Here is a 22,814-nt window from a genome sequence, read left to right as displayed (position 1 = left end):
GTCATGCGCTCTCCCCCATTGCGGTGAGGACCTCGGTGGTGGTGGGCATGGCGGTGGAGCATTCGAGGCGGGAGGCGACGATCGCGCCGGCTGTGTTGGCGAAGCGGATGATCTTCTCGAGGGGCCAGCCGGCCAGGAGGCCGTGGCAGAGGGCTCCGCCGAAGCCGTCGCCGGCACCGAGGCCGTTGACTACCTCGACCGGGTGGGGCGGTACCTCGACGCGTTCGTCGCGGGTGCGGGCGAGGGTGCCCTTGGGGCCTTGTTTGACTACGGCGAGCTCCAGCCCGCGATCCAGCAGCGCCTGCGCGGCCTTGTCCGGGTCGGTCTCGCCGACCGCGACCTCGCACTCCTCACGGTTGCCGACGGCAACTGTGCAGTGCTCCAGAGCCCGGCTGACCTGCGAGTGCGCTTCCGTCGGATCGGCCCAGAACATCGGCCGGTAGTCCAGGTCCAGCACGGTGATTCGCCTCTGTGAATCGTAGAGCCGCCCCCGTGCCTCCCACGCCGCGAAGTGCGCCGAGCGCGACGGTTCGGCCGACAACCCCGTGACTGTCGACCAGTAGATCCGGGCGTCCCGGATCGCGTCGAGGTCGAGTTCGGACGGGTTGATGACCAGGTCCGGCGCCTTCGGGAACCGGTAGAAGTACAGCGGGAAGTTGTCCGGTGGGAAGATCTCGCAGAACGTGATCGGCGTCGGCAGCCCCTCCACCGGCGTCACGAAGCGATCGTCGACCCCGAGCTCACGCAGCGAGCTGTGGATGAAGGTGCCGAACGGGTCGTTCCCGGTCCGGCTGATCACCGCGGACTTCCGCCCGTGCCGAGCCGCCGCGACCGCAACATTCGTCGCACTCCCGCCCAGGAACTTCCCGAACGAGGTCACGTCCTCCAGATGCGTCCCGATCTGCAACGGGTAGAGGTCAACCCCGATTCGCCCGATCGTCAGTACGTCGTCCGCCATCAATCTCCCCGTCTCACAGCAGCAGCGTCCCAGCTCATCCCACAGCCTCCGCGATCGCCTGCAGGTGCGCGATACTCACCCGTACGTCGACCACCGGGCCCTCGTCGGCCGGCCGGTCCGGCAGGATCGTGTCCTGCTCCAGCACGTACCAGCCGTCGTACCCGGCCTGTTCCAGCGTGCTCACGATCGCGCCCAGGTCGATGTCACCGTGGCCCAGTGGACGGTACATGCCGTCCCGAACCGCATCCGTGTAGGTCACCTCACCTGACTGCACCTTCGCGGCCCACGCGGCATCCACGTCCTTCAGATGCGTGTGCTTGATCCGATCCGTGTGCGCCAACGTCAGCGCAACCGGATCCACCCCACCGATCAGCAGGTGCCCGGTGTCCAGCGTGAGCCCGATCGACGAACCCGCCAGCACGCGGTCGACCTCAAATGCGTTCTCGACCATCGTCCCGACGTGTGGGTGAATCGTCGCCAGCACGCCACTCCGAGCGGCCAACAAAGACAGCTTGTCCAGGTTGCCCAGCAGAGTGCTCCACCCGGTCTCGTCCAGTACCGGGCGATCGTCGTACCCATCGATGCCAGTAGCGGCCGCTAGCACCAGCGTCCCCGCACCGGCAGCCACAAACCCCTCCAGCGCCGTAGCGACCTCGGGCGCGGGGTCGTGCGCCGGATCATGCAGTACGACCGGAACGAAGCCACCCACCGCCCGCAGCCCCACATCTGCCAGGACCTTCGCCTTCCGCGCCGGGTCCTCGGGCAGGAACCCGTCCGGCCCGAACTCGGTCGCGGCGAGCCCGACGGCCCGCATCTCGGCCAGGACGGTCTCGGCGTCGTACTGATAGCCCCAGCCGGGAACTTCGCAGACACCCCACGAGATCGGAGCACCCGCGATCCGGGCAGCCAGGTCAGTCATCGAGCACAGTCTCCTCTATCGAAGCAATGAAAAGGTCAGAGCGTGACAACACGGTTCTCGGCCCGGGACAGCTCACACGCGTCGGCGACCCGGAACGCGGCGAGCGCGTCGCGGACCGTACACGGCACGTCACGCGTCCCGGCGGCCACTTCGGTGAAGGCGGTCAGCTCGGCCACGTACGCCGGCTGGAAGCGATCCATGAAGGTGAGATGCGGCGGACCGGCCGGGAAGTTCACGCCGGGCTCGGCCGACCGCAGCGCGGTGTGCTCGTCGAGACCGACCGCGATCGAACCCAGGCTGCCCTGCAGTTCCATCCGCACATCGTGGCCGGCCCCGTTGTAGCGAGTGCCGCTCACCATGGCGAAGGTGCCGTCGTCCAGCGTCAGCAACGCCGCGGCCGAGTCCACATCGCCGTACTGGCCGAAAAACGCCTCACCGCGGTTCGCGCCGGTCGCATAAGCACTGACGATCTCGCGGCCGGTGACGTACCGGATGATGTCGAAGTCGTGGACCGTGCAGTCACGGAAGAAGCCGCCGCTCTGCGGGATGTACTCGCGGTGCGGCGGTACGGCATCGTTCGTGTTCGCGCGGATGTGGTGCACGAAACCGAGCTCGCCTGACTCCACTGCGGCCCGCGCAGCCTGATACCCGGCATCGAACCGCCGCTGGAACCCGATGTGCACCGGTACATCGCCCGCCTCGACCAGCTCGACCACCCGCTGCGTCTCGGCCAGATCCAAAGCAACCGGCTTCTCGCAGAACGTCGGCACGCCGGCCGCCACGCCCGCAGCAATCAGCTCCGCGTGCGCGCCCGTCGCCGCGGCGATGACGAACCCGTCGAGCCCGCCGGACAGCAGCGAAGCGACATCCGGAGCGAACGAGAGACCGAGCTCCTTGGCGACCGTCTCGGCCCGGCCCGGGTCGGCGTCCGCGACGACCACCTGATCCACCGCGGGTAGCGCCTTCAAAGTCGAGGCGTGGAACGCACCGATCCGTCCGACCCCGACCAACCCGATCCGCATCCGCCGCCCTCTTCCGTCGTCACACAGCCTGACCGGCAGCCGACCGCCCGCACCGGATCCACCGCGGCCAGCTTTCCTGGCTGTGCCGGGCGTGTCAATAGTTTGTTAACACATTCGGACGTAGAGACATACATACCTAGGCCATGTAATATCCCGGCCCATGGTCACCCTCCCGATCAGCATCGATCGGACGAGCCCGGTGCCGCTCTACCACCAGCTCGCCGAGCAGTTGACCGCTGCCATCAGCGGCGGCACCCTGCGCCCCGGTGACCCCTTCGAGAACGAGATCGCCATGTCGGACCGCCTCGGCCTGTCCCGGCCGACTGTCCGGAGGGCGATCTCCGAGCTGGTCAACAAGGGCCTGCTCGTCCGCCGCCGCGGCATCGGGACCACGGTGGCGAACCGGATGGTGCACCGCAAGGCCGAGCTGACCAGCCTGTACGACGACCTCGTCCGCGAGGGCCGTACCCCGCGCACCGACGTACTGTCGCTGACCACCGAGGCCCACGACGACCGTGCCGCCGAGATGCTCGGCCTACCCGCCGGCACCGCCCTGGTCTCGATCGTCCGCCTCCGCTACGCCGGCGACCAGCCGCTCGCGATCCTGCGCAACTGGTTGCCCCCGGCCCTCAAGGACCTGACCGTCGCCGACCTCGAGAAGGATGGCCTGTACGCCGTACTCCGCGCCCGCGGCATCCGCCCCACCGTCGCCCGCCAGCGCATCGGCGCCCGGAACGCGACCGCCGAAGAACGCCGTACCCTGCACATGTCCAAGGCCGAGCCGCTGGTCACGATGACCCGCTCGGCCTACGACTCCGACGGAGCCCCGGTCGAGTACGGCAGCCACTGCTACCGCGCGGACCAGTACTCCGTGGACGTCCTCGTCTCGGAGCGCTAGCCCGGAACCCGATCGGCGATACCAGGCACGATGCCCCAGTAGTGCTGCGTATCGGCCAGGGACATCGACTTGCCTTTGCGCGGCACCTTCTGCCGGCTCTCGATCAGGATCCCCTGGTCGGCGTAGAAGTCCTCGTCGAACGGGCGGACGCCCAGCTCGGCGGCGTACTCGGCGAGCATCTCCGAGGTGAACTTGTCGCGCACCCGCCGAGCCTCATAGCGATCCGGATCCTCGAAGGCCTGGACCGTACCGTTCGCCTCGAAGCTCCACCGGCTGCCGTCGTGCGCGGCCGAGATCGTCCTGACGTAGTTGAGGAAATCGGTCTGCAACGGCCCGAACAGCTCGAACTGCACCGCGCCGTACCGTCCCGGCGTCTCCAGCCCGGTGCCGAACGTGTGCGGCGTCGAATCGATGGCCAGCCCCTGACACTTCAGTTCCTCAGCCAGGTACCCAACCGTGCTCACCGCGTCGGTGCCCTGAAACCCACAGTCGAAGTACGCCGTCCACCGGTCCCCGACCGTGCCGACGAGAAGCTCGCGCGGCCGCACACCACCTGTCAGTGGTGGCAGCCGCTCGAGCATCTCCGCCAGACTCCCGCCGACCGGTTCCGCCTTCGCCCGCCCATGCAACTGCTGCCGCCACACGCCGAGTCCCGCGGCCGCCACCTCCAGTGGCACCTCGAGGAACCCGAACCGCGACGTGATGGGCGCGAACCGGTCGGACAGAAGTGTGATCACTCCAGCATTCTCCTTGCTGCCATCAGGGAACGGTGTAGAGGTGCACCTTGGCGGTCGGATCGTTCGCGATGATCCGCTGCTTGTGCCCCGGCGCACGGCTGGCCGGCGGTACGTCGTACTCGGCGTAATGCCGTCGGCCGTTCAGAGTGTATTGGAGGTCAGGCCGGTTGACGCCGACCCGATCGCCGTTGATGTTGACCTGCTGCTGGTTGACGCGCATATCGGTGGCACCGCGGGCCCGGAGTGCACGGATGTCGTTCTGCAGCTGGGCGTTCTGCGTCGGACTGTTCCCGATCGGGCGATTCAGTGACTTGGCCGCCGGTGCCATCGGGCTGACCGCCTTGTCCCGCGCGGTGCGTGGCGCAACTCTGCCGGTCGCCTGCCGAGCGACCGCGGCGACCTTGCCCGCCGTCTTCCCGCCGGCAGTCTTGATCGCACCGGTGGCGGCCTTCGCTGCGCCCGATACGGCTTGTCCGGCCGCGGAGTTGGCGATCGACGTACCGGCCTTGCTGGCGGCAGCGGTCACCGCCTTGCCCGCGGTCGTGTTGGCGAGCGCTCTGGCCCCAGCTCCGACGCCTGCGCCGATTCCCGCGGTCAGACCACCGACCGCGGCTCCGACACCGACTTCGGTGGCCAGGCCGCCCCAGGAGAAGTCCTTCTTCCCCTCGGCGACATCGACCCCGTACCCGGCCGCCGCACCAGCTGCTCCGGCCGCGACACCTGCAGCGATCAGGCACCCGACACCGGTGGCGCAGACAGCGCCGATGGCGATTCCGACACCGATGCCGACGGCAATGTTGGTGATCAGTCCCTTGTGCTCGTCGACCCAGTCGACCGCCTTGCTGACACCGCTCTTCACCGCGTTCCAGGCCCCCGACAGACTCCACAGGCCGGTCGGGTCGACGTACGTGATCGGGTTGTTCTCGGCGTAGGAGTACGGGTTCGCCGCCTGGGCGGACGAGCCGTCGGTCGCCGGGTCGGTGGACAGGAACCTGCCCAGGGTCGCATCGAAGTACCGCTCACCGAGCGCGTTCAGGCCGGTGGTCGGATCCTTGATCTTGTTCAGCCAGCCGTGCTCGGACGGGAGCGGTGGCAGCAGGTTCCGGATCTCGCCGTACGGCGAATAGTAGGTGCGAGCCGCGATACTGGTGCCATCGGCAACCGAAATCTGCGCCGAGCCCTGCTGGTCGTTCAGCTGCCAGACGACGTTGCCGAGCGTCTGGCGGACCGCGATCGACACACCCGCCTGGTCGTAGAACCGGCTGGACACCTTGAGGATACCGGCGACGACCGTGAGCTCCTGGCCGTCGATGTACAGCGTCGCGGTCACTCCGAGCGGATCGACCCGGGCCATCCGGGTCCCGTCCGGCAGATAGACGAACTGCGTCTGACTGACCAGCGTGCTCGTCTCCGACTCGAGCCGCTGCTGGGCGTCCCACTCGAGCTTGGTCGGGATCAGCCCACCGAGCAGGCCGGGCCGCTCGATCATCGCGCCGTTCGCGTCGTACTTGAACCCGGCCGCGCCCGCCTTCGTCACCGCGTGCGGATGCGACGGATCGCCGTACGTGTACTTCTTCGTCACGCCCAGCGTCGTCTCCGACAGCAAGTTGCCGTCCGGCGAGTATGTCCACGACTGGTTGTAGCCGGCCGGTCCGTCATGGACGGTCTCCGACGAGCCGTCCGAACAGTCGGTCTGGTACGTCGTCCAGCTGTGGTTCAGGCGGTTGAGTCCGTCGTAGTCGAAGCAGGTCGCGACCGACTTCGGACCCGTGACGTCGGTGATCTGCTGAATGTTCCCGTCCGGATCCCAGGTGTAGCTGTCGTCCTGGGCAGTCTTGTCGTCGTCGATCAGGGTCTGGATCCGGGACAGTCGCTGGGTCTGTGGCTCGTAGGCGTACGCGCGCCGCAGCGCGTGGTGCGCGTTCGCGTACTCGCGGCCGGCCAGCTTGCCGTCGGCTGCGTAGCCGGTCGACTTGACGTACGAATCCGTGTGCGTGTTACCGGTCAGCGGATCCGTGAGCTCACCGGACAGCGTCGTCGGGTTCCCCAGGTTGTCGTATCCGGCGGTGATCGTCTCCTTCGGATTGCCGAGCGCCGGGTCCTGGTACGTCGTGGTGACCTTGTTGTCGGCCTCGTCGTACCCGTAATTCACCGTGTACGACGACCCGTGCAGCAGACCGCCCACACCCTGCGGGAACGTCCACTTGCGGCCGGTGATCCGCCCGCGGGCGTCGTACCCGGTGGCCGCCCGGCTGAACGCTTTGCCCTTCCAGTACGTCGTTTGCGCGGTGCCCCGGCCGATGCCGTTCGGGATCTCGGTCGAGTCGTACGTCCAGGCGGCGACCTTCTCGCCGGTCCCGGCCGGACCGGCGTACCGTGCGGTCGGCCGATCCAGAGCGTCGTACTGTGTGGACAGGGTCGGGCCCGGCTGTCCGGACGCCAGGGTCTTCGCGTCCCAGGTCGCGACGACATTCCCCTCGCCGTCGTACTCGGTCCGGCTCCGGCCGGAGTCGGCGTCCACGGTCTCGGTCCTGCGGGAGAGCAGGTCGTAGCTGAACGTCGACTTGTGGCCGCCCGGATCCGTCGTACTGGCGAGCTGACCGGACGGGTAGTAGGTGTACGTCGTCGCCGCGATCGACGACCCGGTCCCGTCCTCGGTCTTGATCTGGCGACCGCGGACATCGGTCCAGGACGTCTTCACGACGCCGCCTTCGGGAGGCGTGGTCCGGACGTGATCGCCGAAGTACGCGGTGGACGAGCTCCACAACTCCTTGCCCTGGGCAAAGTGTGCGGCCTTGGTGTTGCGGCCGAGGGCGTCATAGCTGTGCCGCGTCTCGACCACCTGATCACCCGGCACGGCCCGGAGCGAACTCCCGGCGGCACCGTCGACGACGACGGGAAGAGTCTCCGCGGCGACATGGCCGGTGTCGTCGTAGCGGGTGTCGGTGACGATCGTCTTCGGCTTCTCCGCGGTCGACGCCGGCGAGACCTCTTGGGACTGGCGTTCACGACCGGTCGAGTCGAGGAAGGACCACGACGTCACGTAGGTCGTCCCGGACTGCAGCTCCTTGGTGGTCACCAACGGAGGCTGCTTGTGGTCCGGGTCGAGCTGGTAGCTGAACACCTTCGCCGCGGGGGCATCCGCGGCCTGACCAGGCAGCCGAACCGTAGCCAGCCGGCCGAGCGGGTCATAGGTCTGGGAGGTGATCTGGTTGTTGGCGTCCTTGACCGTCGACGGCTGCTGACGATCCGGGTCCATCGTCGTGACCTCGGCCTGGCCAAGGGCATTGGTCTCGGTGACGGTGACAGGCCGACCGGTCGCCGGACTGTACGCGGTCTTGTTCGTGTGGCCGTTGGCGTCGGTCTCGGTGAGGCCGCGGCCGTAGGCGTCGAAGGTGGCTGACGTAGTGGTGGTCTTGGTGATGTCGTTCGGGCCGCTGGCGGTGACCGCCGAGACGGTCTTGGTGACGTCACCCTTGCTGACCGGGCCACCGATCGTGGCGGACCCGTCGTAGTACTGATCCTTGGCCGAGATCAGGCTCTTCGGCGCGGCGCAGGTGCCTTCGTAGGTGCGAATCCGATACGGGAACGCGAGCATCCAGTCCTTGATCGTGGCGTCGTCGCGCGCGTAGCTCGTGCGCGTGCAACGGACGTCGTCACCGGCCGTGTCGAGAACCTCGGTCGCCTGGCCATAGTCGTCGTACGTCGTGGTCATCTTCGTGGTGCGGGTGCTGCGCGTGCCGCCGGACTCCGGGATGACAGTCTCCCGCTTGACCGAGTCGCTCTCGACGACCAGGTGCGCGTCGTCGTCCGGATCGGTCTCCCCGGGCTCGACCGGCGTCGTGTGCGCCGAGGTATAGCTGTGCAGCGAACCACCGAGCTCGTACGACGGGTTGCCGTCGGCGTCCAGCGCGAACTGCTGGGTCTCGCGTTCCTTCCCGCGCAACCAGGGCACGTCCTTGACCGAACCGCCGGTCGAGTCGACCACGTCGACGGACTTCTTACCGCCGTTCGCGAGCCGGTCGCCGTCCATCCCCTGGAAGAACAGGTTCCTGGTGAGCTCGACCGGCTTGGTGCCCTGGGACAACTTGGCCACGTCGACCGAGCCGTACCCGCGCCAGTCGCTCCACGTCTTCCGCTCGGTGGGCGTGACGTCGTCATCGTCGTAATGCCAGGACGGCTTGCCGCGGTACCGGTACTCGTTCACCTGCGGCGGTGCACCACCGGCCTGGTCGACCACGGTGACCTTGGTGACCAGATACCGATGCCACCAGCCGAAGCCGGAACTGTTGTCGTTCGACCGCCAGCCAGGGAAGCAGGTCTGAGCGTTGGTATCGGCCTTGCCCTCGGGGAAGTTGTCGATCGTGCAGCCGTCCGGTTGGCCGTAGCCGACCTCGACCCGGCGGCCGAGCTCGTCGGTGACCGTGGTGACCCGCAACTTCTCCAACTTCGGTACGCCGCTCCCCGGCGCCGCGTCGACCCGGTTCGGCGACTCGCGACCGGCGATCACGACCGGGGGCAGCTTCTCCGTACCGGAACCGCCGAGGCCGACTTGCTGGAACTTCTCCAGCCACAACGACGCGCTGGTCCCGTCAGACGGCTTCGGGAACGAGTAGGTGAAGTCCACCCGATCCACATCGACGAAGTCGGTGCCGTCGTTGCGCTGAGACGTCACCGAACGCAGCAGTTGGTTGGTGAAGAAACTCGGCGACTTCTGCTCGTCGCCGGTGCAACTGCCGGTGCAAACCTGATCCATCGGTACGTCGGGATACGACGACGCGTGGTCCTTGTCGAACGCGGGACACGTGCCGGATCCACCGGCTGCCTCGATACACCGCAGTTCGGTGGTGAAGTGCAGTCGCGCGGGCGCCGTCGTACCCTCGTCGCCGGAGCGCTGTGAGTAGACGATGTCGCGGACGTGGCCGCCGCGGATGTACTCGGTCGACTTGCCGGACTCGCCGTTGCGAGCGTACTTGTTCTTCTCGGTCTCGTAGAAGTACGTCGTACTGTTGCCGTGGGCATCGACTACGCCGTCGAGGTTCCAGCGCCAGGCCTGGGTGCACCAGGAGTCCTCGACGCTGCTCTTGTGACAGGGCTCGCCGTCGTCGTCGCCGAAGACGGGAACGGTGAAGACCGAGTTGGTCGCCGTACCGGTGGTCGCCTGCTTGCCGCGGCCGAAGGTGAAGGTCATCCCCTGCGGTGTCTGGACAACCCAGTACTCGCCGTCGTTGTCGCCGTTGTCGGCGTCCTTCTTGCGCTCCACCCGCCAGCCCGGGTCCTGCTTGGCCCGCCAGACGTCTCCGCCGGCGGCCTTGTCCTTGACGAGCTCGGAGGAGGTGCCTTCGAGGGACAGCATCAGCTGGTCACCGGCCCAGCACAAGTCGCCGGTGTCACCGCCGTCGTCGGAGCAACCGTTGTACCGGCGCTCGAGGTACGGCGTGTCGAGGTTCCAGCCGAGGCCCGCCCATGAGGGCTGGGCATTCTCGGACGCGGTCATGCCGTCGACGGACTGGGACGAGTAGGACAGGTCCAGATCCGGTGCCTTGCCGGAGATCGCGGCGACCTTCGGGATCGGGTAACTCCAGTTGAAGTCACCCGATTGCAGGCCGACGGACCACTTGCTCGACGACGACAGCTTGGTCGCTGTGTACGAGCCGGCTTCGCCGTTCGGCGCCGCTGCGACGACGTACACGAGGCCCTGCTGAGCGGCGGGCAGCGTGGCGGTGAGCTTGTGATTGACGAGGTCGATCTTGCTCGGCACCGGCCGGCTGGTTGCGCACGCGGCCGCTGCCGGAGTCTTCAGAGCGCAAGCGGGCTTGGCGATCAGTCGCAGCCGGGACTCGAAGTTGCCGCCGTACGCGTTGGCGAAGCCGGCGACATCGACGGTGACGCCGACCGGCGCGGAACGGCGGCTGCCATCGGCGCGCGTGAGCTTCAACGCGAGGCCGTGACCGCCGAGCTTCTCGGCGACCTTGTGGTCGTAGGTCGCGACGGTCACCTGCTTCGGACCACCGGTGGCCGGTTGCAAGGAAACGGCCCCAGCGCTTCGGGAGCGGCTGGAGCCGGTGAGTTCGACGGTTGTGGTGCCGGTTGCCGGCCAGACGACTTTCGAAGCGGTCGCCTGCGGCCTGGCAGTGCCGGCGGTGGACGGATCGAGCTGGGTCGGCACTTTGCGGTCCGATACGGAGATGACCGAATTCTCGGCGGACACCGGCTTCGGCTTCTTCGAATCGGACGCCGCGGCCGGTGATCCTTGCAGACCGGTGACCGCGACGACGAGTGCTACGAACCCTGCAGTGATGGATTTCGGGCGGGACGAATCCATGCCTCACTCCCCCAGAGAGTTAGCGCCACGTCGTGTTCGGGCGTAACACGACGCGATCAAACCTCTCCGAAGATTCGTCCCGCTGTCAAGATGTTCAGTGTTGTCCGAAAGCTAGGCCTGGTTGGCGAGCAAGGTCCGGACCAGACGCAGGCCGACCGAGAGGTGGGCCAGTTCGGGGCCTTCGGTGTCGACGATTTCTTCGAGCATGGTGGCTGCTCGGGACAGCGCCGTGGCGTTCTGGTCCTGCCAGGCGATGACCCTGGTTTCGGGGTCGGCGCTGGCGTCGGTGGTGGCCAGGACCTGGCGGGTCAGGCGGGCGTGGACGGCGTGCAGGTCGTCGCGGAGGGCGGCCCGGGCCATCGTCTGCCAGCGGTCGGTGCGCGGGAGGCCGATGATGCGCTCGAGGAAGAGACCCAGCTGGAGCCGTTCGTTCAACGCGAAGTGAACTTTGGCGACCTCGAGGATGTCGAGTCCGTCCCGCGATGCCGTCTCGACGATGCCCAGACCCGCGTACGCCGGCGGCAGGATCGCGATGCTGGTCGCGACGTCGACGGGCACGGACTTCTCGACCAGCGCCTCGCGACGCTGCTCGAACAACGCCAGCTCACGCCCACGCAGCAGCTCCGGCAATGCCGTGGTGAGCTTGGCGATGCCGGGACCGAAGGTGTCGATCAGGTCCTGGATGTCCACCGGTGGCCGGCGGTTGCTGACCAGCCAGCGGGTCGCGCGCTCGACGAGCGTGCGGGTCTCCAGCCGCATGTGCGTCTGGGTGGCCGCGTCGACCACGTTGTCCAGCTCGGCATTCGCCGACAACAGGTTCGGCTGCGCGAAGATCCGCGACGCAGCCAGATTCGCCCGTACGACGTCCTCGACCGAACCACCGGTCTCCAGCGAGAGCCGGTGGAAGGCCGTGATGCCCGACGTGTTCACGAACTCGTTCACCACCTGCGTGGTGATGATCTCGCGCCGCAGCTGGTGGGACTGGATCTGCTCGGCGAACCGCTCCTGCATCGCCTTCGGGAAGTACGACGCGAGCTTGTGCTTGAGGAACGCGTCGTCCGGCAGCGAAGTCTTCAGCAGCTCGGCCTCCATCACGATCTTGGTGTAGGCGATCAGCACGGACAGCTCCGGCGAGGTCAGCCCACGCCCGTCGGCCTTGCGGCGCTTGAACTCCGCAATACTCGGCAGGAACTCCAGCTCGCGGTCCAGCAGCTTCTGCTTCTCCAGCCGCCGTACCCAGTCCTGGTGCACGTGCATCAGCGCCGGGGCCTGCGCGGTCGCGTTCGCTAGCGCGATGTTCTGCCGGTAGTTCGACTTCAGCACCAGCCCGCCGACCTCGGCGGTCATCGACGCGATGATGTCGTTGCGCTGCTTCTCGGTCAGATCGCCATCGGCCACCACGGTGTCGAGCAGGATCTTGATGTTGACCTCGTGGTCGGAGGTGTCAACGCCGGCCACGTTGTCGATGAAGTCGGTGTTGATCCGGCCACCGGCCGCGGCGTACTCGATCCGGCCGAGCTGGGTGAAGCCCAGGTTGCCGCCCTCACCGACGGCCTTCGCCCGCAGCTCGGATCCGTTGATCCGGATCGGGTCGTTGGCCTTGTCGCCGACATCGCCGTGCGACTCGGCAGCCGCCTTCACGTAGGTGCCGATCCCGCCGTTCCAGAACAGGTCGACCGGGGCCTTCAGGATCGCGTTCATCAGCTCGGCCGGGGTCAGCCGGGCCGATGACCCCGCGATGCCGAGCGCGTCGCAGATCTCGGCCGAGACCGGGATCGCCTTCTCGGTCCGCGAGTAGACGCCGCCGCCTTCGGAGATCAGCTCCGGGTCGTAGTCGGCCCACGACGAGCGCGGCAGCTCGAACAGCCGGCGCCGCTCCGCGAACGACTTCGCCGCATCCGGCGTCGGGTCCAGGAAGATGTGCCGGTGGTCGAAGGCCGCGACCAGCTGGATGTGCTCCGACAACAGCATCCCGTTGCCGAACACGTCACCGGACATGTCGCCGACACCGACCACGGTGAACGGCTCGTTCTGGCAGTCGTGGCCCATCTCGCGGAAGTGCCGCTTGACCGACTCCCACGCACCACGCGCGGTGATCCCCATCGCCTTGTGGTCGTAACCCACCGAACCACCCGACGCGAACGCGTCACCCAGCCAGAACCCGTACTCCTTCGCCACCCCGTTCGCGATGTCGGAGAAGGTCGCCGTACCCTTGTCGGCGGCAACGACCAGATACGCGTCATCGTGGTCGTACCGGACGACCTGAGCAGGCGGAACGATGCCACCGGCAACAATATTGTCGGTGATGTCCAGCAGTCCGGAGATGAACGTCTTGTACGACGCGATCCCCTCCGCCAGCCACGCGTCGCGATCCACCGCGGGATCCGGCAACTGCTTGGCGTAGAACCCGCCCTTCGCGCCGACCGGCACGATCACCGAGTTCTTCACCATCTGCGCCTTGACCAGACCCAGCACCTCGGTCCGGAAGTCCTCACGCCGGTCCGACCAGCGCAGGCCACCACGCGCAACCGCGCCGAACCGCAGGTGCACACCTTCGACCTGCGGTGAGTACACGAAGATCTCGTACGCCGGCCGCGGCTGCGGCAGCTCGGGAATCGCCTTCGGCTCGAGCTTCAGCGAGATGTAGGTCCGCGGCTGTCCGTCGGCGCCCGGCTGGAAGTAGTTCGTCCGCAGTGTCGCCTTCATGACGGTCAGGTACGACCGCAGGATCCGGTCCTCGTCCAGCGACTGCACGGTGTCCAGTGCCGCGAGGATCTCCTTCTCCAGCAGATCGCACTGCGCGACACGTTCCGGGTCGTCGGCGTCTCCGCGGGTCGGGTCGAAGCTGGCCTCGAACAACTGGACCAGCAGTCCGGCCACGTCCACGTGGGCGAGGAAGGTGTTCTCGATGTAGTCCTGGCTGAACGGCGTACCGCCCTGGCGGATGTACCGCTGGTACGCACGCAGGATCGACACCTGCCGCCAGCTCAGACCACCACGCAGTACAAGTGCGTTGAGCTTGTCGGACTCGGCCCGGCCGTGCCAGACCGCCTGGAAGGTGTCGGAGAAGAGCTGCCGGAGCTCCTCACGCTCCTCGGTCTTGGGCGGCGCCTTGAGCCCGAAGTCGTAGATGTAGACCGTGCCGTCGTCGCGACGGATCTCGTACGGACGTTCGTCGATCACCTCGACGCCCATGTGGGTCAGCAGCGGCAGCACCTGGGACAGCGACAGCGCGGAACCGGTCCGGAACACCTTGAACCGGCGCTCCCCCGCCCACTCCTCGTCGATCGGGCTGTACAGCGACATGGCCAGTCCGTTGTCGGACGGCAGCCCCTCCAGCACCCCGACGTCGTTCACCGCGACGCGGGCGTCGAAGTCCTCTTTGTACGACTCCGGGAACGCGTCGGCGTACCGGCGGGCCAGCTGAGCCACCGCTCCGTCGCCGCCCTGGGCGTGCAGGGCCGCGGTGAAGTCGTCCTCCCAGGCGCGAGTGGCCTCGATGATGCGCTGCTCGAGCAGCTCCTGGTCGTACTCGCCGACCGTCGTGCCGTGCGCCATCCGGACGACGAAGTGGACACGTGCGAGCACGGACTCCGTCACGTACGCCGCGTAGGTGACCGACTCAGCCCCGATGGCGTCCTTGAGGATGCCCTGCATCTTCAAGCGCACCGCGGTCGTGTAACGGTCACGCGGCAGGTACACCAGGCAGGACAGGTACCGGTTGTAGACATCACGCCGTACAAACAGCTTGACCGCGCGGCGCTCCTGCAGGTGCAGCACCGACTGCACAATCGGCAGCAGGTCCTCGACAGGTGCCTGCAGCAGCTCGTCACGCGGGTAGGTCTCGAGTACGTCGAGCAGTCCCTTGCCACTGTGGCTGTTCGGGTCGAAGCCGGTCAGCCGGAACAGCTCGAGCGCCTTGCGCCGCAGCACCGGCACCTGCATGACGCTCTCGGTGTATGCAGTCGACGACAGCAGACCGATGAAGCGGCACTCGCGCACCGGGTCGCCGTTCTCGTCGAACTGCTTGATCCCGACATAGTCCAGGTACGTCGAGCGGTGCACGGTGGACCGCGAGTTCGCCTTGGTCAGGATCATCAGCTTGCGCTCGCGGGCCTTCGCGCTCACCTCGGGCGGCAGCTTGCCGGTGCCCGGCTTCGGGTCCGGCCGCAGGATGCCCAGACCGGTCCCCGGACGGCCACGGAGGATGCCCTGGTCGCCTTCCATGGTGAAGTCGTACTCGCGGTAGCCGAGGAAGGTGAAGTGCTCGTCGGCGAGCCACTCCAGCAGCTCCTTGGCCTCCTCCACCTCGTTCGCGCCGACGGGCAGAGTGGCAGCGTCCAGCGAGGCGGCGATGCTGGTCGCCTTCTCGTGCATCTTCGGCCAGTCCTCGACCGCTTCCCGGACGTCGTGCAGCGCCTGCTGCAGCGCCTCCTCCAGGGCCCGGTGCTGGGCCACGTCGGCGATCCGCTCGATCTCCAGATGCATCCAGCTCTCGCGGACCAGGTCGTGTGCGTCCGAGGCGGCGGTGTCGTCCAGCACTTCCTCGAGGGTGCCAGTGACGTCCCGGCGGACCACGAACTGCGGGTGGATCAGCAGCTGGATCTCGAGGTCGCGGGCGGTGATCACCATCGAGGCGCTGTCGACCAGGAACGGCATGTCGTCGATGACGATCTCGACGACGGTCCGCCCGTTGGCGGTCCAGCCGTGCTCCTCGAGGGTCGGGGTGAAGACGTGCACCTTCGCAGTGCCCTGCGGGCGGGAGACCGCGCTCTTGTAGTGGTGCCGGGCCGCCCCCAGGCAGTCGGCCGGCTGACGCTCGGCGACGTCCTCGGCAGCGACGTACCGGTAGTAGCGCTCGAGGAAGGTCTTCAGCTTGCCGGGATCAGCCGACTTGTCGTGACCGTGTGTCCCGGCCGCCACCGCCTTGGCGAGCACATCCGCCTTCTGGACGTCCAGCTTGCTCTGCATTCCCCACCGTCTCCACGTGACCATTTCGGCGCCGCCGGCACCGGCCGCACGCCTTTGTGCGGTCACTCAGAGATTAGTCCACCTTGGTCACTGGTGTGATGTCGGGACGGCCCTGACGATCAACGTTTAACAGACTTGTCGAGGCGCAGTGCGAGGGCCGGACAGGCCAGGACAGCACGGCGCGCATCCGGCACCTCACCAGCGGTGATTTCGCGGCCTTTCAGGACCGGGAAACCCCACTCGTCGAGCGCTACGTCACCGCCCAGTAGCGTCGCGCACAGGCCGTGCCCGTCGCACCGGGTCCAGTCGATTTCCAGCCTAGCCATGGGTGACCTCCAGTACTCCGAGCACCGGGCGGCCGCAGCCACCGGCTCCGGCGAGGTGTCGTCGTACGTCGTCGTCGAACGCCTCGAGCGCCGAGGCGAGGAACCGGGCAGCACCGTCCGGGTGGGCGCACGCACCCCGGCCCGGGACCAGGCCCAGGTGCCGCTGCGCGTCGTACCAGCCTTCGGCCTCGCCGCGGATCAGACGGTCGAAGTCGTCGACCAGTCCGGCGAGACCGAAGACGCAGGGGCCGCATTGCCCGGCGGACTGGCTCGCCAGCCACTGGGCGACCCGGTGGACCTCACCGAGCGGGCAGGTCTCCGTCCCGAGCGCCACGACGATGCCTACGCCTTGCAGTGTCACCCCAGTCTGCGCGAGCCAGCGGCCGTGGTACCCGCCGAGTAGCACCGGTCCGGCGTCAGCGCCGGTGTACTGGAGCACGGTCTCCAGCGGTACGCCGGTCGGCGTCTCGATCACGCCTGGTCGTCGTACCGCCCCCGCGACGGTCAGCAACTGGGTGCCCGGCTCACTACTCAATCCGGTGCTGCTGTAGCTGCGGGCACCGAGTCGAGCCAGTACGGCGAGCTGGGCGAACGTCTCGACGTTCGACAGGAAGGTGGGGCGGCGGTGGTAGCCCTGCTGAGTGGGCAGCACCTTCCGCCCGGGCGGCACCGCCGGTCCACCTTCGAGAGCACTCAGGACTGCCCTGGCCTCCCCTGCCACGAACCGTCCGGGCGTTTCAGTCACCTCGATCGCCAGTCGGTCGTCGCGTTCGAGGATCGCCTCCCTGACGGACTGCGCGGCTTCGGCGTCGTGGACGGCGATCAGCACGTGCGGCGCGCCGAGTGCATGAGCCAAGCCGGTGGCACCGTCCAGAACCAGATGTGGCGCGAGGGTGAGCAGCAGCCGGTCCTTACGACTGACGGGTTCGCTCTCGGAGCCGTTGACGACCACCGCCTCGATTCCGCGCTCCGGAAGGCCGGCCAGCTTGCGGGCGACTGGGAAAGCAGCACCGCCGCGTCCTTTGAGGCCGACCGCTTCACACAGCTCGGCGTAGGCCGCTCGGGTGAGTTGGGGCTGCGCACCATGGGTCCAGAGATGCGCCTGCCGATCCAGCCGACCACGGTCGAGTCCGGCGAGGAGACGGGCGTCCCCGATCACACTGGTCGCTAGCAGGGTCTTCATCGGGTCCTCACGAGGTTGGGTGCCGAGTAGGTGCTGGCGCGGTACATGCCGGCTCCGGCCACCGCGGCCAGGCAGCCGACGGTGATGGCGAGCATCCACGGCGTACTGCGGTCTGTTCCGGCGAGCAGCGCGTGTCCGATGGACAGAAGCCAGCCGACCGAGGCGGCGATGTGGATCGAGCGCCAGTACTTGCTGAAGGCTTGAGAGTGCGCCAGTCGACCACGTGCTGCTCCAGCGACCGCGGCGAGGACTAGGCCGTACAGGGCAAGCGTTCCGACGGCCATGGCGAACGGGCGGTAGCCGGAGCCGAAGGGCCAGAGCAGAACGGTCGGACTGATCGCCACATTGCTGTCGGCGATCACTGCGAACACATGGGCGCCTAGGAGAACCAGCCCGGTGACAGCCGCCGAGCGGTGCACGTACTGGAGCCAGAAGCGGCGCTCCGGTTTTCTGTTGGCTGAGGTGACCATTCCGAGGGTGGCTGCCAGCGTGAACATGATCATGGCGACCACACCGGCCGCACGGGCGACGTACCAGAGTGTCATCAGGCGGCCTGCGTCGATGCGGGCCAGCCGGCCACTTCGGTGACCTCACCGTCGTTGGCAACCATCCGAGCCGGGTGCCCAGCCAGCGTCAGTCGCCCGACAGCCGCCTCGCCGGTGGCGATGAGCGCCGTACTGAAGGTGTTCGCCCGTACGGCGGTCGGCGCCCAGACGGATGCGGTTCGCCAGGGACCGTCAGCCGGTTGTCCGGTCCGCGGGTCGATGATGTGGTGCCCGTTCTCCCAGCAGCGTGAGGTGCGGGTGGAGGTGGTCAGTCCGCCATGGGCGAGGGTGACGAGTACGCCGGTGTCACCCGCCCGCTCAGCCACGGTGATGACCCACGGTTCGGCCGGCTGTCCGGCTGCGCACAGGTCGCCACCGATCTCGACCAGCACTGCGCAGCCATAGCGCTTGCTGAGCACCAGTGCAGCGCGGTCGGCGGTCCAGGCCTTGGCTGTAGCACCCAGGTCGAGTGCAGCACCTTCTGGTACGCCGAGCAGCGCCAGCTTGCGGTTCAGCTGCACGTGCTGCCAACCAGGGACAGTCGCTGACAGCGGAGCCGGTACGGCGAGGCGACGCCGTACCGTCTCGATGTCCTCGTCGTAGCCGGCAGCGATCACCGCAGCACCGACGGTCGGGTCCACCGCGCCACCACTGATCGACGCTGCCATCAGACTGACGTCGACGAGGTCCACGAGCAGCCGGGAGACGGGGACCATCGCACCGCCGCGCTGGTTGACGATCGACAGCTCGGAGTCCGGTCGGAAGCGGCTGGCGGCCTTGTCGACGCGATCCATCAGTGCCTTCAGCTCACCGCACGCTGCGCCGAGTACGGCGGGGTCGTCGACCGTCAGACGGACAGTGCAGCTCCAGGCGGTCCAGGTCCGGGAGGCGCTCATGATCCGCTGCTCCCGCCCTGCGGAGTGGAGTCGGCGGGGGCGGTGCCCAGACCGTTCGTGGAGCTGTCGCTGGAGGTCGTCGTACCGGGGTCGGTGGAGCTGGTGGCTGGGGTGGCGTGCCGGGCGGAGACGACGGCGACGGACAGGCCGGCCGTGCCGATGCCGAGTACGGCGGTGGCCGCCGCGGCCACGGAGGCCCGCCGCAACCAGCGCCGCCGCCGGTCGGAGAAATCGTCGAACGCTGCTGTGGTGACCATGACCGACAGCCTGGTCGCGCGCGCCTCAGCGGCACTCCAAGAGAACCTCAAGCGAGCATCAAGTTCCGCTGAGAACTACCTGAGCCCGGCTCTCAGGTCAGCAATGCCCCCGAACCTCCGGCGGGCAGTCGGAGGACTCGTGCTTGCGGATCGTGTCGACGACCTCGGCCGACGCCTCGCCCAGCGCGGTCAGCCGCTCCGGACCGAACACGTCCACGAAGAACTTCCGGATCCGGGCCGCGTGCTCCGGAGCACAGGCTTCGATCGCCGCCCGGCCCTCGTCGGTGATCGCGACCTCCGGATACCGCGCGTCGCACGACTCCCGCCGTACCAGCCCGCGCTTCTCCATCCGGGTCAGGTGGTGGGACATCCGGCTCTTCTCCCACTGCGTCGCCTGCCCGAGTTCGAACGCGCGCATCCGACCGGTCTCCGCCTCGGACAGGTTCACCAGGATCTCGAAGTCGGACCCGGACAGGCCGAACTCGCGCTGGAGGTGCCGCTCCATGTGCGTCTCGAGCGTTTTGCGCATCAACAGATAGCTGCGCCATGCCTTCTGCTCGTCGTCGTCGAGCCACGGTCCCTTACCCACATCCACCATCCTACCCGACTCGGTTGACACATCAACCTAGTGAGCTAGTATGAATTTGGAGTTGACACATCAACCTGATCTTGAAGGAGCTAGGGATATGACCGAGCGCAAGCTGATCGCCGTCGTCGGAGCCACCGGCAGCCAGGGCGGCGGACTGGTCCGCGCCATCCTCGACGACGCCTCCGGGGCATACGCCGTGCGCGCACTGACCCGGAGCGCGCAGTCGCCATCGGCGCAGGCGCTCGCCGCCCAGGGCGCCGAAGTGGTCGAGGCCGACCTCGACGACGAGGCAAGCCTGCAGAAGGCGTTCGACGGCGTGTACGGCGCCTTCGTCGTGACGAACTACTGGGTCCAGCGCACCCCCGCAGAAGAGGCCGCCCGCACCCGCGCCGAGATGGAGCTCGACCAGGCCGGCAACGCCGCCCGCGCCGCCAAGGCCGCCGGCGTCAAGCACCTCGTCTGGTCGACACTCGAGGACACCCGCGAATTCTTCGGCGACCGCGACGACGTCCCCAGCCTGGACGACGGCCGCTACAAGGTCCCCCACTTCGACGCCAAGGGCGAGGCCGACGAGGTCTTCCGAAGTGCGGGCGTCCCCACCACCTACCTCCGCACAACCTTCTACTTCGACGCCTTCCTGCAGGGCATGGAGCCCAAGCGCAACGCCGACGGCCAGATCACCATCGCCTTCCCGATGTCCGACAAGCCCCTCTCCGGCGTAGCCTCCGACGACATCGGCCGCACCGCCCTGGAAATCCTCAAGCGCCCCGACCTCATCGGCGAAACCATCAGCATCGCCGGCGACCACCTGACCGGCCACCAGTACGCCGACCACCTGGCCGCCGTACTAGGCGAGCCCGTCACCTACCAAGCCCCCACCTGGGACGAGTTCCGCACCTACGGCTTCCCCATGGCAGTAGAAATGGCCAACATGTTCCAGTACTACGCAGAGAACCACGAGGAGTTCACCGGCAGTCGGAACCTGGACGCCGTACGGGAACTGAACCCCCACCTGCAGTCCTTCGAAACCTGGCTTGACCTGCACAAACACGAACTGAAGGCCGTCGTGAACTGACTTCGCCGACCGGTCCGGCTCGGTCGTCTAGAGCCGCCCGATCACTCAGCTTTCCCCGTCGATGACCGTCGCTTGCCGCTCTCCCACGGAACAGTGACGGAACAGGAACGGAGCAGATCCGCGCAACCGACGACGCTCAGACCGGCACCCTTGGCTCCACCTATATTGGCCGCTCGGTGGATGGAAGGGACGGTCGCGCTCCTAGGGCGGAATAGCTCGGGACCACCACGAACCCGACGGCACCCCTGCAGACTGAGGCGCGCCGCAGCGTCGTCAGCGCGATCGGTCGCGCACGCGACACGCCTCAGGTCGAACATGCTCTCCGTAATTTATCACTGTCAATTCAACGGGAGTTGCATCTAGTGCAAGGACTCCCGGCTGGGCGCGACGTCCCGCAGCGGGCTCGCAGCATCGCCTGCGGCAGAAGAAAGGATCGGGGGCTGCTGGCCGAGAGTTGGGTTATCCACAGGGGTCGATCTGTAGGGTGCTCGGCATGTTCAGGCACCGGGTGGTTCAGGACGTGGTGGTGGCTAACCTCATGGAGAGGTTCTTCCTGGCCAACAAAGGGCTGGTTCAGGCCGGGTGGGGCGTCGACGAGGTTGCCGTGCGGTACGGGGAGTTCCTCTGGAATGGTGAGTCCAAGAGTTTGGTGCAGGAGAAGGTGCTCTCCAGATCGCGTTTCTACGTCGGCCTATCGACCGGCGAGGACTTCAGTGAACTCACCAAGCGGGCGGCGTTGATCTCCGACACCTTGCTGCTGTCGCATGACTGGGCCGGTGATTTTCGCGAGCTCGGTGTTCCGCAGCGTCTCAGAGGCGGAACGCTGCAGCGGCGACAGGAGAATCCGATGGGCGGCCTGATGGGTGTCGTCGGGGACATGCTGGACGGCCACGACATCGAGCAGCGGAGGCACCAGACCGCGACGTACGGCATGCACTGCCCGGACATGACCGCGCTCGGGCAGTGGATTCTGGATGCTGAGCCGCTGCTCAAGGCGGGGCTGGCCTGGTATCTGCCGAGTTACTCGACCGGCAAGCTCGCGACGGTCGACGGGAAGAGGCTGATCAGTGGTCCGTCCGAGCAGGTCAAGGCGATCGACTACCTGGTCAGGGACGGCCGCGCGGTGGACGCGTCCGGCGCGGAACCGATCAAGAGCCGGCTCATTCGTCCAGTGCTGCAAACCGAATTGCCCTTTCTTACCGGGGTAGGGCTGCGGGACTTCAGCAAGATCACGGTCAACGAGTTCGCGGCGTACTCGGCCTTTCGTGACTTCCTCCGGATCAGCCTGCTGGAGTTGGACGAATCGCTGAATGCGACGCAGTCGGAGCGCGAGCTGGTCAGGCTCGGGTTGGCGATCAACGACCAGGTGCGAGCCGCAAGAGCCGAGATGATGAGAGTGCGAAGGAAACGCGCCGTAGCTGCCAGCGGTGCCACGATCGGATCGGTCGCTGCGATTCTGGTCGCCGTCTACGGACCCGCCCTGGAAGCTGCGATCGCTGCCCTCGGCGTGAGTGGTGGAGTCTGGGGCGTCATCAACGCGGCGACCGAGTACAGTCCCCGCGCCCTCCGTGAAAACAAGTGGTACTACGTGTGGGCGCTGGCGGAGAAGGGTCGATCTCTGTAGGAGCCAGGCGGCCCGTCCTGGACCATCACCAGTGCCTCCGGCGCGCGCCTTCTGCCGCTCCGCAGTCGAGCTGCTGGTCGGCCCCGACCACCATCGCCACCGGCAGCCGGCGTCACCAATAACTCCCGGTACTCCAGCAACCGTCGTTACCAGTCGCTATCCAGGCCGTCTCGGCCGGTTGCCGCTAACCGTCACGACCAGCCGGTGACCGCTCCGCGGCCGCCGCGCCGGGTAGGTCAGGGTTTGTTGGCTACGCGGAACACCGGCCATCCGATCTCGGTGCGCCAGGCGGCGCTGTCGTCGGTGTCTCGCGGGCCGACCAGGTAGCGCTCCCGCACCGGTCCGGCAACTGTTAGCGCGTTGCTTACCACCCAGGAGCCGAGTTCGCCGTAGGTCACGTCGATGCCTTCGTGTTCACCTATGTGGGTAGTGACGACGAGTTCGGCGGCAGGCAGGGTGACGGGGTGGACGCGCCCGCGGGTGGGGGGC

General features: G+C 67.4%; 16 protein-coding genes. 3 read left to right on the top strand and 13 right to left on the bottom strand.

Going from position 1 to position 22,814, the window contains the following annotated elements; all coding sequences use genetic code 11:
- Position 1: 1 nt before the first annotated feature.
- From iolC to E1261_RS26115, 3 genes are read right to left on the bottom strand one after another with little or no spacing between them, the layout of a single operon-like run.
- Complete coding sequence (gene iolC, locus E1261_RS26125) at positions 2–958, bottom strand: 5-dehydro-2-deoxygluconokinase (RefSeq protein ID WP_132410944.1); 957 nt, start codon at positions 956–958, stop codon at positions 2–4.
- Between the two features lie 34 nt (positions 959–992).
- On the bottom strand, positions 993–1,877 hold the full coding sequence (locus E1261_RS26120; protein WP_132410942.1) for a sugar phosphate isomerase/epimerase family protein: 885 nt from the start codon (positions 1,875–1,877) through the stop codon (positions 993–995).
- 35 nt (positions 1,878–1,912) lie between these two features.
- Positions 1,913–2,899, bottom strand: coding sequence for a Gfo/Idh/MocA family protein (locus E1261_RS26115; protein WP_132410940.1), 987 nt, complete (start codon positions 2,897–2,899; stop codon positions 1,913–1,915).
- 160 nt (positions 2,900–3,059) lie between these two features.
- On the opposite strand from E1261_RS26115, the gene E1261_RS26110 reads away from it, so the two are divergent.
- Positions 3,060–3,797, top strand: a complete 738-nt coding sequence (locus tag E1261_RS26110) for a GntR family transcriptional regulator (protein ID WP_132410938.1) — start codon at positions 3,060–3,062, stop codon at positions 3,795–3,797.
- Here the strand turns inward: E1261_RS26110 and E1261_RS26105 are convergent.
- The 9 genes from E1261_RS26105 to E1261_RS26070 all read right to left on the bottom strand — a co-directional run bounded on the left by E1261_RS26105 (position 3,794) and on the right by E1261_RS26070 (position 19,635).
- Positions 3,794–4,534: a hypothetical protein gene (locus E1261_RS26105; RefSeq protein WP_132410936.1), complete on the bottom strand. Its 741-nt coding sequence runs from the start codon at positions 4,532–4,534 to the stop codon at positions 3,794–3,796. The genes E1261_RS26110 and E1261_RS26105 overlap by 4 nt on opposite strands.
- Before the next feature lie 22 nt (positions 4,535–4,556).
- Positions 4,557–10,859: an RHS repeat-associated core domain-containing protein gene (locus tag E1261_RS26100; RefSeq protein ID WP_132410934.1), complete on the bottom strand. Its 6,303-nt coding sequence runs from the start codon at positions 10,857–10,859 to the stop codon at positions 4,557–4,559.
- A gap of 111 nt (positions 10,860–10,970) precedes the next feature.
- The gene (locus tag E1261_RS26095) at positions 10,971–15,830 is read right to left on the bottom strand and encodes an NAD-glutamate dehydrogenase (protein WP_132410932.1); all 4,860 of its coding nucleotides are present in this window, start codon (positions 15,828–15,830) and stop codon (positions 10,971–10,973) included.
- A gap of 119 nt (positions 15,831–15,949) precedes the next feature.
- Positions 15,950–16,156 carry a ferredoxin gene (locus E1261_RS45425; RefSeq protein ID WP_165952658.1) on the bottom strand — a complete coding sequence of 69 codons (207 nt, stop codon included), beginning with the start codon at positions 16,154–16,156 and terminating at the stop codon, positions 15,950–15,952.
- The gene (locus tag E1261_RS26090) at positions 16,149–17,339 is read right to left on the bottom strand and encodes an NADH-ubiquinone oxidoreductase-F iron-sulfur binding region domain-containing protein (RefSeq protein WP_165952657.1); all 1,191 of its coding nucleotides are present in this window, start codon (positions 17,337–17,339) and stop codon (positions 16,149–16,151) included. Before E1261_RS26090 ends, E1261_RS45425 begins: the two co-directional genes overlap by 8 nt.
- Positions 17,336–17,884, bottom strand: a complete 549-nt coding sequence (locus E1261_RS26085; protein ID WP_132410930.1) for a ferric reductase-like transmembrane domain-containing protein — start codon at positions 17,882–17,884, stop codon at positions 17,336–17,338. The genes E1261_RS26090 and E1261_RS26085 overlap by 4 nt, the downstream gene beginning before the upstream one ends.
- Positions 17,884–18,780 carry an FAD:protein FMN transferase gene (locus tag E1261_RS26080; RefSeq protein ID WP_132410928.1) on the bottom strand — a complete coding sequence of 299 codons (897 nt, stop codon included), beginning with the start codon at positions 18,778–18,780 and terminating at the stop codon, positions 17,884–17,886. The genes E1261_RS26085 and E1261_RS26080 overlap by 1 nt, the downstream gene beginning before the upstream one ends.
- Positions 18,777–19,037, bottom strand: a complete 261-nt coding sequence (locus E1261_RS26075) for a hypothetical protein (RefSeq protein ID WP_132410926.1) — start codon at positions 19,035–19,037, stop codon at positions 18,777–18,779. Before E1261_RS26075 ends, E1261_RS26080 begins: the two co-directional genes overlap by 4 nt.
- Before the next feature lie 97 nt (positions 19,038–19,134).
- Entirely contained in the window at positions 19,135–19,635 is a 501-nt protein-coding gene (locus E1261_RS26070; RefSeq protein WP_132410924.1) for a MarR family winged helix-turn-helix transcriptional regulator, read from the bottom strand.
- A gap of 88 nt (positions 19,636–19,723) precedes the next feature.
- Between E1261_RS26070 and E1261_RS26065 the strand changes: the two genes are divergently transcribed.
- Positions 19,724–20,701 (top strand): NmrA/HSCARG family protein, encoded by a 978-nt coding sequence (locus E1261_RS26065; RefSeq protein WP_132410922.1) that lies wholly within the window; start codon positions 19,724–19,726, stop codon positions 20,699–20,701.
- 493 nt (positions 20,702–21,194) lie between these two features.
- On the top strand, positions 21,195–22,325 hold the full coding sequence (locus E1261_RS26060) for a hypothetical protein (RefSeq protein WP_132410920.1): 1,131 nt from the start codon (positions 21,195–21,197) through the stop codon (positions 22,323–22,325).
- A gap of 236 nt (positions 22,326–22,561) precedes the next feature.
- On the opposite strand, the gene E1261_RS26055 is transcribed toward E1261_RS26060, so the two are convergent.
- The coding region (locus E1261_RS26055) for a GyrI-like domain-containing protein (RefSeq protein WP_202875030.1) at positions 22,562–22,814 on the bottom strand (253 nt) is incomplete at its 5' end.

The sequence above is a fragment of the Kribbella albertanoniae genome (assembly GCF_004348455.1).
GTDB classification, from domain to species: domain Bacteria; phylum Actinomycetota; class Actinomycetes; order Propionibacteriales; family Kribbellaceae; genus Kribbella; species Kribbella albertanoniae.
This window is presented reverse-complemented; position numbering and strand designations above follow the sequence as displayed.

Excerpts from the sequence above, each read along its gene's own strand:
- E1261_RS26085 (WP_132410930.1), bottom strand. The coding sequence starts at position 17,884 with ATGACACTCTGGTACGTCGCCCGTGCGGCCGGTGTGGTCGCCATGATC.
- E1261_RS26115 (WP_132410940.1), bottom strand. The coding sequence starts at position 2,899 with ATGCGGATCGGGTTGGTCGGGGTCGGACGGATCGGTGCGTTCCACGCC.
- E1261_RS26070 (WP_132410924.1), bottom strand. The coding sequence starts at position 19,635 with ATGGTGGATGTGGGTAAGGGACCGTGGCTCGACGACGACGAGCAGAAG.
- E1261_RS26120 (WP_132410942.1), bottom strand. The coding sequence starts at position 1,877 with ATGACTGACCTGGCTGCCCGGATCGCGGGTGCTCCGATCTCGTGGGGT.
- iolC (WP_132410944.1), bottom strand. The coding sequence starts at position 958 with ATGGCGGACGACGTACTGACGATCGGGCGAATCGGGGTTGACCTCTAC.
- E1261_RS26060 (WP_132410920.1), top strand. The coding sequence starts at position 21,195 with ATGTTCAGGCACCGGGTGGTTCAGGACGTGGTGGTGGCTAACCTCATG.
- E1261_RS26065 (WP_132410922.1), top strand. The coding sequence starts at position 19,724 with ATGACCGAGCGCAAGCTGATCGCCGTCGTCGGAGCCACCGGCAGCCAG.
- E1261_RS26080 (WP_132410928.1), bottom strand. The coding sequence starts at position 18,780 with ATGAGCGCCTCCCGGACCTGGACCGCCTGGAGCTGCACTGTCCGTCTG.
- E1261_RS26075 (WP_132410926.1), bottom strand. The coding sequence starts at position 19,037 with ATGGTCACCACAGCAGCGTTCGACGATTTCTCCGACCGGCGGCGGCGC.
- E1261_RS26110 (WP_132410938.1), top strand. The coding sequence starts at position 3,060 with ATGGTCACCCTCCCGATCAGCATCGATCGGACGAGCCCGGTGCCGCTC.
- E1261_RS26100 (WP_132410934.1), bottom strand. The coding sequence starts at position 10,859 with ATGGATTCGTCCCGCCCGAAATCCATCACTGCAGGGTTCGTAGCACTC.
- E1261_RS45425 (WP_165952658.1), bottom strand. The coding sequence starts at position 16,156 with ATGGCTAGGCTGGAAATCGACTGGACCCGGTGCGACGGGCACGGCCTG.
- E1261_RS26090 (WP_165952657.1), bottom strand. The coding sequence starts at position 17,339 with ATGAAGACCCTGCTAGCGACCAGTGTGATCGGGGACGCCCGTCTCCTC.
- E1261_RS26095 (WP_132410932.1), bottom strand. The coding sequence starts at position 15,830 with ATGCAGAGCAAGCTGGACGTCCAGAAGGCGGATGTGCTCGCCAAGGCG.